Raw genomic sequence first — 13,275 nt, 5'->3', positions numbered from 1 at the left:
CAACGCGGTAGCGAGGTCGCCCACCGGGCCGACCCCCTCCACACTCACAGCTCCCACGCTCGAACTCATGTGCTAATTCTACCAACGAAGATCACCCCACGGAACCCGAAAACCCTTCTGAACTGCAAGTTTTCAGAGTATGTTCTGTCCGTTCCGTCCAGTTACCCACGGCTGTAATGGAATTGGACGGGCACTTACCGGGCTCCGAGTTGGCCTGGGGTGACAGCTTCGATCAGAGGCCAGGCTTGGTCCAAGGGGATATCGATCACGTGGTAGCGCTTCTTGCCCGCTGCGGTGGCAGCGGTAATGGTGGCCAGACCGACGCGGCGCTGGAACCAGGACTGGCGGACGGTCCAGCCGATAATGCCGGGGCCTTCCAGGCAATCGCGGTCGCGATCCAGGGAGCCGCTGCGGGTGATCAGCCAGGTTGGGTTGTCCCCGCTGGAGGGCACGACGGTGTGGCCGAGGCCGCGGGCGCGGTCCCAGGCCAATGCGGTAGCTATGACGGTCGCGATCGCCCCAAGGATCCAGGTCCAGGTCGGAATCGATTCTCCCGCAATGGAAAACGCGATGAGAATTGCTGCGGTGATCAGCGGCAGGCTCAGTGCGCGGGTGTATCGGCGGCGGGTGGCGGCGGGTCCGTGATGACGCAGCGCCGCCGTGACGATCGACGGGATGGTGAGGTGGGCTTCGTTCGATGCGGTGCCGGAGTTCGCCGAGGTGGCCGCGCGATCGGTGGCGGAATCTATTGCGGCACTGGTGTCGAGGAGGTGGGCCAGGGTGTGGTCCACGGCGGCGCGCGGGGCCTGGGGGACGATCTTCTGCCGGGATTTGGTGCCCGTCATGATGGTTTCGAGTTCTGCCGCGCCCGCCAGGCGGAGTAGGAGGGGTTCGTTCACTGTCGCGCCGCGCAGGCGGGCCAGGTCGAGGGTGATCTGGCGGGTGGTGAACAGGCCATGGCGGATGTGCAGGGTGGTGCCGTCGTCTATGACCTGTAGGCCGAAGTAGGTGGTGAGGTAGCGGGCGCAGGCGGCCAGGCTGACGAAGGTCACCAGGAAGATGATCAGCAGGAGTACGGCCAGCGCGATGGCTTGTGCGCCACCGTCTTCCACGCCTTGGACGGCACTGGAGTCGAAGATGATGCGGGCGAAACCGTATTGGAACAGCAGGCCGACGATCGGCGTGATGATGGCGAATCCGGTGAGGGAGAGTGGGGCGTAGCGCACCCACTTCGCTTGCCAGTGCGCGATTTCCACCGGTGGGCGGGTGGGCTGCACGGGGGCATCGGTCACCGGCTCGGTGAGCGTGATGCCGTTGTCAGCCGCTGTATCTGCCTGTGGTGCAGTGGATTCCGCACCATTGGGGATTTGCTCGCGGGTGTGCTCCAGCAGTGTGGTGCGCAGTGCGGGTACCAGGCTGGCGTCCAGGGAGTCGAGTTTGAAGCGGTCGCCGCGCTCGGCCTGCTGGCCGGTGCCGATGGACAGTACCGCCAGTCCGAGTGCCCGATGCAGTAGATCGGCTTGGACATCCACCGAGCGAACTCGATTGCGTGGCACCGAGAGTCGCTTGCGCTGAATCAGTCCGGTGCGCAATTCCACATTGTCGGGGGTGATGCGATATGTGGTGGTGAACCAGCGCGTGATGGCGAGTACGACGATGATGCCGACCACGCTCAGGCTCCACATGGGGCTGTCGCTGCGCGCTCCCGCGATGAGGGTGGCCAGTAGCACCGGGATGAAGCGGATCAGTTCGGTAATGGGATGTACCAGTAGCATTCGCCGATCGAGGCGCTGCCAGGACTCGGCCTCGGGCGGACCGGGCATCGGATCGGGTTGTCGCACATCGGAATCCGGGTGGAACGGGTCGGTCACGTGGCGTCCCCTCGATGCCGGGCGGTGATCTCGGTCAGCTGCGTCACCGTCCGCCGGGCATCATCGAGGGCCAGCGCGCTGATATGCACGGCCCCGGCCGAGGACGCGGTGGTGACCGTGACGGTGGCCAGGCCGAGCAGTCGCTCCAACGGTCCGCGATAGGTGTCCACCGTCTGGATGCGGCTGATCGGCGCGACTCGGCTCTCCTGCGTGAACCATCCGGTGCGGGTGTACACCGCCTCGGCGGTGATCTCCCACCGGTGTACCGCGTATCGCCACAGCGGTACCACCAGAATGCTGAATGCCGCTGCCAGCAAGGCGATTACGAGGATGATGCCCTGCCAGTTCCGCCGATGCGGATCCACGATCATCCAGATGATCAGCACGAGAAATGGAAACACCCACGACAGTGCGGCACCGATCGCCCACAGCAGTTTCGCGCGTGGGCTGGGGTGCCAGGCAGGGTCCGCCATGATGCCGCCGGGGGCGGTGCGGAGTTCGCCGGAGGCGGAACGCTCGGACATGCCTGCCAGCTTTGCACGATTCGGGCCTGAATCCCCGGCTATCCCGGCTGAACGGCCTTCGCCATCCCGGCATGCTTTTGGGCCGGGATCCACTGACCGGGGTGGATCCCGGCCAAAAGCGCGCCGGGATGACGAGCGGGTGTGCGGGATGACGAGAAGGTGCGTGCTGCAGGTGCGATGCTTCTTACCGCGGGTGCCCTATTGCGGGGTGATTCGGAAGAGGCCGCTCAAAGTGCCTTGGTACTGCACTCGACCCCGGGCGATTGTGCCGACCATTTGCAACGTGTCGTGAATCGTGGTCGCGCCGATCTGCTGTTCGGTGTCTACCTTGCCGGTGGCGGCGTCGATGACCGTGTACTTGTACGTGTCGGTGACGCCACCGCTGCCGCTGGGCAGGCCCGCGCTACCGGAACCGAAACTGCCGGAGCCGCCGCTGCCGGAGCCCAGGAGCGTGTGGCGGGCGATGGTGTAGATCTTGCCGTCGGCGACCGAGAGGCGGGGGACCGCTGCGGAGGGGACGTTGTCGGTCCACACCACATTGCAACCCGATCCGGTGACATCGATGCGGGTCATGCCGCCGGTGAAGGAGGCGCTGGCGGGTTGGCTGGGTCCGGCGTTCGCGGGGAGTTGCGGGTAGGGGTAGCCGTAGGTGCTGGCCAGGAAGAGGCTGTTGCCCGCGCCGATGGGGGAGTTCTCGGTGCCGTCGATGGCGGGGATCGAGCAGACGGTATTGCCGGTGGCGGTGTCGAAGACCAGCAGTTTTTCCTTGGTGGCGGCATTGTCGGTGATGGCGAGGTATTCGGTGCCGCTGCCGGGGCCGAAGAAGGTCGGGGTCGCGCCGGTGCCCCAGCTCAGCTGGCCGGGTTTGCGCGCCGGTCCGCGATCGTAGGCTTGCCGCCACACCACGTACGGGTTGCCGGTGGGGTCGGCACGCAGTAGGTACAGCGCGTGATCGGTGGCGACGGCGACACCCTGCGGTGCGCTCGAAATGCTGTTGGCCACCGATTCCCCGGGGGCGAGCTCCACGGCCCGTGCGATTCCCGTTGCGGGATCGGCGAATCCGGCCGCACCGTTGTCGGTGGCGAACCAGACGCGGCCGTCGAAGTCCGGCAGTACCGAGGCGACGTGATCGCAGTCCCCGCCGCCGCAGTGGGCCGTAACCGCCTGTGCGATAGGCGTTCTCGACACGATGGAGAGCTTCCACCCGTCACCGCTGCGCTCATGCCCGATGCGCAGCAGTTCTCCGCTGCCGTCCACGGTGACCATGCGGTTCTGCTCGTCGAGGTAGGCGTACACGCCGCCGAGCAGGCTGCCCTTGGTGAGATCCAGTGTGGCGAGGGTGTTTCCGCTGTTCGGATCGAGCAGCAGTAGCTCGGGCGCCCGGTCGGTGATCTTGGTGCACAGTGCCTGTGGAAAGCCGTCCGCGCCCTGCAGAATCGTCGGGCAGGCGGCGGCCTCCTCGTGGAAGTCGGCGCGGATGTTCCCGGTGCCGGGTCCGGCGAGGGGAGTGGCGTCGGAGGATTCGGCGTCGCCGTGCATGGTCGCGGTGCCCACCGGCCCGAGATACGGATTGGCGGGTGGCAGCCCGAAGGCCGCCGAGGCGGAGCTGGTGGCGATGGTCAGCATGAGCGTTGCGCCCGCCGCGGCCGTAATGCCGGCGCGGCCGAATCTCTCGAACACGGGTTCCCCATCTCACGAAACATGATGTGTGTCGTCCTCGGCGGCGATGCCGGGAGTGCTGCATATGAAGGTGAATGCGAATATTCGAATCAAGCGATGCGAGTAATCGTGGCGGATCACCCTAGACACGCCACCGCTGCCCCGCAAGGGTTTGACCCATCAGGCGCATCACCGCGCGCGATCACCACCGGGGTGCGCCAGAATATTCGTGTGCCGCCGGTGGAATAGCCTGCCGTAGCGCCCGGTTGCCCGTTCTTATGGCACCCGAGTCGGATCAGTCGGATGGATGGCGCATGATCGAGGACGTGACGGATCTAGCGAACCCGAGTCTCCCCCCGGCTCCACCCAGTCCCTCGGGTATGCGCCGGGCGTTGCGGCGGGCGCGTGACGGCGCGACGCTCAACCTCGACGAGGCGGTGGTACTGCTCCAGGCGCGGGGTGCTGACCTGGAGGATCTCGCGAAGTCCGCCGCGCGGGTACGCGATGCGGGACTCCGCGAAACCGGTTACGCCGGTGAGACCCTGCCGATCACCTACTCGCGCAAGGTATTCATTCCGCTCACCCACCTGTGCCGCGACAAGTGTCACTACTGCACCTTCGTCACCGTGCCCGGCAAGCTGCGCGCCGAGGGCAAGGGCATGTACCTCGAACCCGACGAGGTTCTCGAAATCGCCCGCAAGGGCGCTGAACTGGGTTGCAAGGAAGCGCTTTTCACCCTGGGCGACCGCCCGGAGGAGCGCTGGCCCGAGGCCCGGCAGTGGCTGGACGAGCGCGGCTACGACTCCACCCTGGACTACGTGCGCGCCATGTCGATTCGCGTGCTGGAGGAGACCGGCCTACTGCCGCATCTGAATCCGGGTGTGATGAGCTGGGCCGAACTCTCCCGGCTCAAGCCGGTGGCCCCGTCCATGGGCATGATGCTGGAGACCACCTCCACCCGCCTGTTCACCGAACCGGGTCAGGCGCATTACGGCAGCCCGGACAAGGATCCGGCGGTGCGCCTGCGCGCGCTCACCGACGCCGGCCGCCTCTCCGTTCCGTTCACCACCGGCATTCTGGTCGGTATCGGCGAGAACCTCACCGAGCGCGCCGAGTCGATCATGGCGATTCGCAAGTCGCACAAGGCATTCGGGCATGTGCAGGAGGTGATCGTGCAGAACTTCCTGGCCAAGCACGACACCGCCATGCGCAATACCCCGGACGCCGATCTGGAGGAGTTCCGCGCGACCATCGCCGTCGCGCGACTGCTGCTCGGGCCGAAGATGCGAATTCAGGCCCCGCCCAATCTCGTATCCCTGGACGAATGCCGCGCGCTCATCGACGCCGGAATCGACGACTGGGGCGGCGTCTCACCGCTCACCCCCGATCATGTGAATCCGGAGCGGCCCTGGCCGAACCTGGACACCCTCGCACAGGTCACCGCCGACGCCGGGTACGTGCTCACCGAGCGGCTCACCGCGCACCCGAAATACGTGCTGGCGGGCCATCCGTGGATCGATCCGCGCGTCTCCCGGCATGTGGCCGCGCTCTCCGATCCGGTCACCGGTCTGGCGCGCGACGTGAATCCCACGGGCTTGCCGTGGCAGGAGCCGGACCATGATTGGGAGTCGGTCGGCCGCATCGATCTCAATACCGCCATCGACTCCGAGGGCCGAAATACCGAGTCCCGCAGCGATTCCGCGCTCGCCAGTGACGGCCTGGGCGCGTTCGGCGACTGGGAGACCATTCGCGAACAGGTGAAGGAACTCGCGGTCGCCGCGCCCGAGCGCTTCGACTCCGATGTGCTCGCCGCCCTGCACGCCGCCGAGCGCGATCCCGCCGGGCTCACCGACGACCAGTACCTGGCCCTGGCCACCGCGGACGGCCCTGCGCTGGAAGCGATTACGGCACTCGCCGATCAGCTGCGCCGCGATACCGTCGGCGATGACGTCACCTACATCGTCAACCGGAATATCAATTTCACCAATATCTGCTATACCGGCTGCCGCTTCTGCGCCTTCGCGCAGCGCAAAGGTGACGCGGACGCCTTCACCCTGAGCGCCTCCGAGGTCGCCGACCGCGCCTGGGAGGCGCATGTCGAGGGCGCGACCGAGATCTGCATGCAGGGCGGTATCGACCCGGAACTCCCCGTCACCGGCTACGCCGATCTGGTGCGCGCCATCAAGCAGCGCGTCCCCGGTATGCATGTGCACGCCTTCAGCCCCATGGAGGTTGTCAATGGGGCTTCTCGCGGTGGTCAGTCCATTCACGACTGGCTGTCCGCGCTGAAAGAGGCTGGGCTGGACACCATTCCGGGCACCGCCGCGGAGATCCTGGACGATGAGGTGCGCTGGGTGCTCACCAAGGGCAAACTGCCCACCTCGGCCTGGGTGGAGGTCATCACCACCGCGCACAAACTGGGTATCCGCTCCAGTTCGACCATGATGTACGGGCATGTGGACAACCCCAAGCACTGGGTCGGCCACCTGCGCGTACTGCGTGGAATCCAGGACGAGACAGGCGGTTTCACCGAATTCGTACTGCTCCCGTTCGTGCACCAGAGTGCCCCGTTGTACCTGGCGGGAGCCTCGCGCCCCGGCCCCACCGTCCGCGACAATCGCGCCGCCCATGCCCTCTCGCGCATCATGCTGCACGGCCGCATCGACAATATTCAGACCAGCTGGGTCAAGCTCGGGATCAAGGGCACCCAGCTGATGCTGAACGGTGGCGCGAACGATCTGGGCGGAACGCTCATGGAGGAGACCATCTCCCGGATGGCGGGTTCGGAACACGGTTCGGCCAAGACGGTCGAGGAGATCACCGAGATCGCCACCGGCATCGGCCGGCCGGTCCGCCAGCGCACCACCACCTACGGTGTGCCGGCGCATCATTCGGCGGCGGTTCCGCTCGCGCTGGGATAGTCCGGCGTGGCGGCCTACGGTGGAGTGCGTGGCGCGGGCCAGAATTAACACGGCCAGCCGAGTTAGGGCAGGCTGCCGGTAGTAATGTTGGCGGGCCGGGATACTGTTTCGCGGGGTATCCCGCAGGTGAGGACAGACTAGGAGAGCGGCAGTGCCGTACATCATCGCTGAACCGTGCGTTGACGTGAAGGACAAGGCGTGCATCGAGGAGTGCCCCGTGGATTGCATCTACGAGGGTGGCCGCATGCTGTACATCCAACCGGACGAGTGCGTGGACTGTGGTGCGTGTGAACCGGTCTGCCCGGTGGAGGCGATCTTCTACGAGGACGACACCCCGGATCAGTGGATCGGCTACGTGAACGCGAACGTCGACTTCTTCAATGAACTGGGTTCGCCGGGCGGCGCCACCAAGATCGGCGTGGTCGATTACGACCCGCCGTTCATTGCCGCGCTACCCCCGATGGCCGCGGAGTAATCTGTGACCGCGCGTGGCCGGGTGAGTGCACTACTACCCGATTTTCCTTGGGACACAATTACTTCCGTGAAGGCGAAGGCCGCTTCGCATCCGGGCGGGCTGGTGGATCTGTCCGTCGGCACCCCGGTCGATCCGGTGGATCCGCTGATCCAGCGGGCGCTTACGGCGGTGGCGGCGGTACCGGGTTACCCGACCACGCACGGCACCCCCGAATTGCGGGAAAGCGTTGTGGCAGCGCTGAAACGGCGCTTCGGGATTACCGGCATCTCACCGGACGCGGTACTGCCGGTGATCGGCACCAAAGAACTGATCGCCGGACTGCCGCGCACGCTCGGACTGGGCGCGGACGATCTGGTGGTGATTCCCGAGGTCGCCTACCCGACCTACGAGGTCGGCGGTTTGCTGGCCGGTACCCGAATCCTGCGCGCGGACAGCGTGATTCAGCTGGGGCCGGAGAAGCCCGCGCTGATCTTCCTGAATTCGCCGTCCAATCCGACCGGCAAGGTGCTCGGCGTCGAACACCTGCGCAAGGTGGTCGAATTCGCCCGCGAGCGCGGCGCGATTCTTGCCTCGGACGAGTGCTATCTGGGCCTGCCCTGGGAGGGCCGGGCCATTTCGGTACTCGATCCCGAGGTGTGCGATGGCGATCACACCGGACTGCTGGCCATCCATTCCCTCTCCAAGACTTCGAATCTCGCGAGCTACCGCGCGGGTTTCGTCACCGGTGATCCGGCACTGGTCGCGGAGCTGCTGGAGGTGCGCAAGCACTCCGGCATGATGCTGCCCTTCCCGATCCAAGCCGCCATGACCGCCGCCCTCGGCGATGACACGCACGAGGCCGAGCAGCGTGAGCGCTACCGCGCCCGCCGCGAGGTACTGCGAAATGCCTTGCTGGCGGCCGGGTTCCGCATCGACGACTCCGAGGCCGGCCTGTACCTCTGGTCGACCCGTGGCGAGCCGTGCCGCACCACCCTGGACTGGCTGGCCGAACGCGGCATCCTGGCCGCCCCCGGCGAGTTCTACGGACCCCGTGGCGCACAACATGTGCGGCTCGCGCTGACCGCCACGGACGAGCGCATCGCGGCGGCCGCTGAACGCCTGACCAGCTGATTTAACCTCCAGCCCCGGGCCGTGATAACGTCTACCGCGTCGCCAGGCCCGATGGTCCGGCTTCGATTATGGCCCTGTAGCGCAGTTGGTTAGCGCGCCGCCCTGTCACGGCGGAGGTCGCGGGTTCGAGTCCCGTCAGGGTCGCAGAAATTTGGAAGGGCGCGAGCATTGCTCGCGCCCTTCCTTTTTGCTGTCTTCAGGTTGCTGTACTTTTTCCTGATTTCCTCAAAAGTGACACACTCATGCTTCACATTCTCTATAACAGGTTCTCATCTGAGTCTCGATGAGGAGCCTGGTCCATGCGCGGTTTTGTGTACGAAAACACTGGTAACAGCAAGTACGGCAGCGGCGTCAGCCGTCGCGGGTTTCTAGCTGCAACAGGTGTCATTTTGGGGACGGCAGTGCTAGCCCGGAAGGTACCCGCGCAAGCGTTGCCGACCAAGCAGCTCGCCGATGGGGACAAGGTGCCGGTGCTCGTCATCGGCTCCGGCTACGGCGGGGCGGTGGCGGCGCTGCGACTGGCTCAGGCCGGGATCGATGTGGCCATCGTGGAGATGGGCATGTCGTGGTCGCAGCCCGGCTCGGACGGCAAGATCTTCTGCAACATGCTCAAGCCGGACGGCCGGAGCTTCTGGTTGCGGACCGAGACCGATCAGCCGGTCAATCACTTCATGGGCGCGCCCTACAACAAGTCCATCTCCAAGTACACCGGTGTGCTGGATTCGGAGCAGTTCAGCGGGATTCGCATCTACCAGGGCCGCGGTGTCGGCGGTGGTTCGCTCGTCAACGGCGGTATGGCGGTCACGCCCAAGCAGGCGAACTTCGCCAGCATCCTGCCGTCCGTGGACGCGGGCGAGATGTACAGCACGTACTACCCGCGCGCCAATACCGGGCTGGGCGTGAACAATATCGACCAGACCTGGTTCGACAGCGCGGAGTGCTATCAATTCGCCCGCGTCGGCCGCAAACAGGCTGAGCGGTCCGGGTTTTCGTGGACCTTCGTCCCGAACGTCTACGACTTCGACTACATGAAACAGGAGCAGGCCAAGACCGCCACCCGCTCCGCGCTGGACGCCGAGGTCATCTACGGCAACAACCACGGCAAGAAGTCCCTGGACAAGACCTATCTCGCCGCTGCCGTCGGCACCGGCAAGGTGGGCATTACGCCCCTGCACGTCGTCACCGCCGTCTCGCCCACCGACGGCGGGTACAAGGTCGAGATGAAGCAGATCGACACCAGTGGCAATACCGTGGCGAGCAAATCCGTTGTGGCACAGAAGGTCTTCTTCGCCGCCGGCAGTGTCGGCACCAGCAAGCTGCTGGTCTCGATGAAGGCCACCGGCAAGCTCGGCAATCTGCCGGACTCCGTCGGCACCGGCTGGGGCAACAACGGCAATGTCATGGTGGCCCGGCAGAACCAGGCCTGGGACGCCACCGGCAGCCTGCAATCGTGTATCCCCACCCTCGGCATCGACAACTGGGCGGACAGCGGCGGCCCGGCCTTCGCCGAGGTGTCGCCCTTCCCGGCGGGCCTGGAAACCTTCGCGAGCCTGTACCTGGCCATCACCAAGAACACCAACCGCGGCAAGTTCACCTACAACTCCGGCACCGGCGGCGTCGACCTGAACTGGCAGACGGCCTGGAATCAGCAGAGCATCGACGCGGCCAAGCGGATCTTCGACAAGATCAACCAGAAGGAAGCCACCATCTATCGCACCGACCTGTTCGGCACCTACAAGACCTGGGGCGATGACCTGGCCTACCATCCGCTCGGCGGTTGCGTGCTCAACCAGAGCACCGACAACTACGGGCGACTGACCGCGTACAAGGGCCTGTACGTCATCGACGGATCGCTTATCCCGGGTATGACCACCGTCAACCCGTTCGTCACGATTACCGCTCTGGCGGAACGCAATATCGAGAACATCATCGCCAACGATCTCGGCTAGCCGGAAGAATTTCGGTGCGTCTACCCCACGGCAGTGGTCTTGCTCGCGTTAGCCTGGGATATGGACGCTGTCACGGTTGTCCCTGCTCCCGCGAACGAACCGGTGCACAGCTACGCACCCGGCTCTCGTGAACGCGCACTGCTGACGGGCAGGCTCGCCGAAATCTCCGCAGGCTCGCTCGACATACCGCTGGTGATCGGCGGCAAACATCAACCCGGAACCGGTGAACGCGCCGACATCGTGATGCCACACCGGCATCGACAGGTGCTCGGCACGTACACCGACACCACCCACGAGGAGGCTGGCGCGGCCATCGCGGCCGCGACCGCCGCCGCCCCGGCCTGGCGGGCGCTACCGTTCGAAGAACGCGCGGCCGTCCTGCTGCGGGCGGCGGACCTGCTCGCCGGGCCCTGGCGCGAAACCATAGCCGCCGCCACCATGCTCGGACAGTCGAAGACGGTGCAGCAGGCCGAAATCGACGCACCCTGCGAGCTGGTGGACTTCTGGCGATTCAATGTGGCGTTCGCCCGGCAGATTCTGGCCGAACAACCGGAATCCTCTGCGGGCGTATGGAATCGGATGGACTACCGGCCCCTGGAAGGGTTCGTGTACGCCATCACACCGTTCAACTTCACCGCCATCGCCGGGAATCTGCCCACCGCACCGGCGCTGATGGGCAATACCGTGGTGTGGAAACCCTCACCTACGCAGACGCTTTCGGCGTATTACACGATGAAGCTGCTGGAAGCCGCCGGTATGCCACCCGGGGTGATCAATATGGTCACCGGCGATGGTGTGCGCTTATCCGAAGTGGCGCTGCGGGATCCGCGCTTGGCGGGCATCCACTTCACCGGGTCCACCGGGACCTTCCAGTACCTGTGGCAGCAGGTCGGGGCGAATATCGGCCGGTATCACGGGTATCCGCGCATTGTGGGGGAGACCGGCGGCAAGGATTTCATCGTCGCGCACTCCTCCGCCGATCCGGATTCGCTGCGCATAGCCATGATTCGCGGGGCCTACGAGTATCAGGGGCAGAAGTGCTCGGCGGCCTCACGCGCGTACATCGCGAAATCCGTCTGGCGGCAAATGGGTGACGAGTTCCTGGCGCAGGTCGGCGAACTCACCTACGGCGATGTGGCCGATCTGACGAATTTCGGTGGGGCGGTGATCGATCGGCGTTCCTACGACAAGAATGTCGCCGCGATCGTTCGCGCGCGGGACAAGGGTCTCGGGATACCCGCCGGAGGCGTGTACGACGATGCCGAGGGCTTCTTCATCCGGCCGACCGTCCTGCTCGGCGATGATCCGAGCGATGAAGCCTTCGCCACCGAGTACTTCGGCCCCATCCTGTCGGTGCACGTCTACGACGACAGCCGCCCGGACGCCTTCACCGATCTGCTCACCACCGTCGACGCCACCTCGCCCTACGGTTTGACCGGCGCCATCTTCGCCCGCGACCGCCAAGCCGTCGAACAGGCAACCACCGCACTGCGATTCGCGGCCGGGAACTTCTATATCAATGACAAACCCACCGGCGCGGTGGTCGGCCAGCAACCCTTCGGCGGGGCGCGCGCGTCCGGCACCGACGACAAGGCCGGGTCCCATCTCAACCTGCTGCGCTGGGTCGCACCGCGCACGCTGAAGGAAACCTTCGTTCCACCAACCGATTACCGCTACCCGCATATGGAGGCGTGATGAACCCGTTGCGACCGGCAATCCTCGCCGCGGCCGATTCACCGCGGTTGAAGCAGGCGGTGACCAGGACCCCGATCACCGCCGCGGTGGTGCGGCGATTCGTGGCGGGGGAGAACCGCGCCGAACTCGCACCGGTGGTACGGGAACTCCTGGACAGCGGGCGCATGGTCAGCGTCGACTTCCTGGGCGAGTACACCACCGATCCGGCCATGGCCGATGCGGCTGTGGCCGAATACATTTCGCTCATCGACCAGCTGGCCGAACTCGATCGGTCACCCGATACCGAGGTGCCGCCGGTGGAGGTCTCGGTCAAACTATCCGCGCTCGGACAATCCCTCGGCGCGGACGGGCCCGCCATCGCCGGCGAGAACCTGCACAAACTCTGCGCCAAGGCCGTCGAATCCCGGGTATGGGTGACCGTGGACGCCGAGGACCACACCACCACCTTCGACACCCTGGCGGCGGTCGAGCAGGCGCGCGCCGAATTCCCGTGGCTGGCGGTTGCCATGCAGACGTATCTGCGTACCGCCGAGGACAATTGCCGGGCCGCGGCGGCCTCGGACACCCGGGTGCGGCTGTGCAAGGGCGCGTATCAGGAACCCGAGACGGTGGCCTATCGCAAGCGGGCGGAGGTGGATGCCTCCTATCTGCGCTGCCTGGATGTGCTCATGCGCGGAGCCTGGCATCCCATGATCGCCTCGCATGATCCGGCCATGGTGGTGGCGGCCCTGACCCTCGCGGCCGAACATCGCCGCAGCCCAGGGGATTTCGAATTCCAGATGCTCTACGGGATTCGCGATGCCGAACAGCGGCGGCTGGTGGACGACGGGCATGCCCTGCGCGTCTACATCCCGTACGGCACCCAGTGGTACGGGTACCTGATGCGGCGTCTCGCCGAGCGGCCCGCCAATCTGGGGTTTTTCCTGCGCGCACTTGCCGGGCGAAGTTGAATTGATACCGCCCCCATAGTCCTGGGCACCGAATTCTTCGGCTCGCGAGCGCTCGTCGGACGGGCTACGGTCGGTCGGTACAGACCGGCTGGTCTTAGGTCACGAGTGGGGGAACATTATG

The 13,275-nt window shown here is 65.7% G+C and carries 9 protein-coding genes and 1 tRNA gene; 7 read left to right on the top strand and 3 right to left on the bottom strand.

Features of this window, described 5'->3' with window-relative positions:
- Positions 1 to 194: 194 nt before the first annotated feature.
- The 3 genes from GFY24_RS27920 to GFY24_RS27910 all read right to left on the bottom strand — a co-directional run bounded on the left by GFY24_RS27920 (position 195) and on the right by GFY24_RS27910 (position 4,075).
- Positions 195 to 1,871, bottom strand: a complete 1,677-nt coding sequence (locus GFY24_RS27920) for a PH domain-containing protein (RefSeq protein WP_309231430.1) — start codon at positions 1,869 to 1,871, stop codon at positions 195 to 197.
- Positions 1,868 to 2,395 (bottom strand): PH domain-containing protein, encoded by a 528-nt coding sequence (locus GFY24_RS27915; protein ID WP_228566704.1) that lies wholly within the window; start codon positions 2,393 to 2,395, stop codon positions 1,868 to 1,870. Before GFY24_RS27915 ends, GFY24_RS27920 begins: the two co-directional genes overlap by 4 nt.
- A gap of 198 nt (positions 2,396 to 2,593) precedes the next feature.
- Positions 2,594 to 4,075 carry a hypothetical protein gene (locus GFY24_RS27910; RefSeq protein WP_309231429.1) on the bottom strand — a complete coding sequence of 494 codons (1,482 nt, stop codon included), beginning with the start codon at positions 4,073 to 4,075 and terminating at the stop codon, positions 2,594 to 2,596.
- A 293-nt stretch (positions 4,076 to 4,368) separates the two neighbouring features.
- Here GFY24_RS27910 and GFY24_RS27905 point away from each other — a divergent pair, with 293 nt between their 5' ends.
- The 7 genes from GFY24_RS27905 to GFY24_RS27875 all read left to right on the top strand — a co-directional run bounded on the left by GFY24_RS27905 (position 4,369) and on the right by GFY24_RS27875 (position 13,154).
- Positions 4,369 to 6,975: a bifunctional FO biosynthesis protein CofGH gene (locus GFY24_RS27905; RefSeq protein WP_153808052.1), complete on the top strand. Its 2,607-nt coding sequence runs from the start codon at positions 4,369 to 4,371 to the stop codon at positions 6,973 to 6,975.
- A gap of 151 nt (positions 6,976 to 7,126) precedes the next feature.
- The gene (gene fdxA / locus GFY24_RS27900) at positions 7,127 to 7,450 is read left to right on the top strand and encodes a ferredoxin (RefSeq protein WP_309231428.1); all 324 of its coding nucleotides are present in this window, start codon (positions 7,127 to 7,129) and stop codon (positions 7,448 to 7,450) included.
- Positions 7,451 to 7,471: 21 nt separating this feature from the next.
- Complete coding sequence (gene dapC / locus GFY24_RS27895) at positions 7,472 to 8,560, top strand: succinyldiaminopimelate transaminase (RefSeq protein WP_309231434.1); 1,089 nt, start codon at positions 7,472 to 7,474, stop codon at positions 8,558 to 8,560.
- 70 nt (positions 8,561 to 8,630) lie between these two features.
- Positions 8,631 to 8,704: transfer RNA gene (locus tag GFY24_RS27890), tRNA-Asp, on the top strand.
- 155 nt (positions 8,705 to 8,859) lie between these two features.
- Positions 8,860 to 10,509 (top strand): GMC oxidoreductase, encoded by a 1,650-nt coding sequence (locus tag GFY24_RS27885; RefSeq protein WP_153808051.1) that lies wholly within the window; start codon positions 8,860 to 8,862, stop codon positions 10,507 to 10,509.
- Between the two features lie 60 nt (positions 10,510 to 10,569).
- Positions 10,570 to 12,204 carry an L-glutamate gamma-semialdehyde dehydrogenase gene (pruA, locus tag GFY24_RS27880; protein WP_153808050.1) on the top strand — a complete coding sequence of 545 codons (1,635 nt, stop codon included), beginning with the start codon at positions 10,570 to 10,572 and terminating at the stop codon, positions 12,202 to 12,204.
- Positions 12,204 to 13,154 (top strand): proline dehydrogenase family protein, encoded by a 951-nt coding sequence (locus GFY24_RS27875; protein ID WP_153808049.1) that lies wholly within the window; start codon positions 12,204 to 12,206, stop codon positions 13,152 to 13,154. Before pruA ends, GFY24_RS27875 begins: the two co-directional genes overlap by 1 nt.
- Positions 13,155 to 13,275: the final 121 nt, after the last annotated feature.

Source organism: Nocardia sp. SYP-A9097 (assembly GCF_009649815.1).
Lineage (GTDB): Bacteria > Actinomycetota > Actinomycetes > Mycobacteriales > Mycobacteriaceae > Nocardia.
This window is presented reverse-complemented; position numbering and strand designations above follow the sequence as displayed.